At 46.9% G+C, this 808-nt stretch carries 1 protein-coding gene; it reads left to right on the top strand.

The features are described 5' to 3' along the window. On the top strand, positions 1–805 hold an 805-nt coding region (locus RH40_RS01675; protein ID WP_009599536.1), incomplete at its 5' end, for a BspA family leucine-rich repeat surface protein. Between the last annotated feature and the right edge of the window lie 3 nt (positions 806–808).

Below are 808 nucleotides of genomic sequence, written 5' to 3'. Positions count from 1 at the left end.
CGAAAGTATGAGGGCGATGTTTGAAGGTGCCTCCACCTTTAACCAACCCATCGGTGACTGGAATACCTCCAGAGTAGAAGATATGAGGTCGATGTTTGCAGGTGCTGCTAGCTTTAACCAACCCATCGGCAACTGGAATATCTCTGCGGTTTTGCATATTGGAGATATGTTTTTAGGTGCAACCAGCTTTAACCAAGATGTTCACCAGTTTGAAGGTAAGGGGCAATTACAAGGCAACACTCTTACTTGCAATGACAGCCCGATTAGCGCGACCTTCAACCATCAGGGTGAAACCTATCTGATTGTTGACGATGAAAGCATTAAAAACCAAGCCCAGCTCGATAAACTGGAACAAGGTCAAATCCGCTTTTGTACCTCTCATGTGACTAATATGGGTGGCCTCTTTTCGGGAAGGGAGCACTTCAATGCCGATATCAGTGACTGGGATACTTCCAAGGTTGAGAGCATGGGTGCGATGTTTGCAGGCGCCAGCGCCTTTAACCAACCCATCGGTGACTGGGATACCTCCAAGGTATGGGGTATGTCGTCGATGTTTGCAGGTGCCACCAGATTTAACCAACCCATCAATAACTGGGATACAGCCAACGTAAAATATATGTCGTCGATGTTTGCAGGTGCCACCAGTTTTAACCAACCCATCGGCAATTGGGACACCTCCAAAGTTGATTCTATGACTGAGATGTTTGCAGGTGCCACCAGTTTTAACCAACCCATCAGCAATTGGGACACCTCCAAAGTTGAATATATGACTGAGATGTTTGCAGGTGCCACCAGTTACGAGTAGTGT

This window comes from Vibrio caribbeanicus ATCC BAA-2122, from assembly GCF_000165125.1.
Lineage (GTDB): Bacteria > Pseudomonadota > Gammaproteobacteria > Enterobacterales > Vibrionaceae > Vibrio > Vibrio caribbeanicus.
The sequence above is the reverse complement of the archived record's forward strand: the minus strand, read 5'-3'. Positions and strand labels throughout refer to the sequence as shown.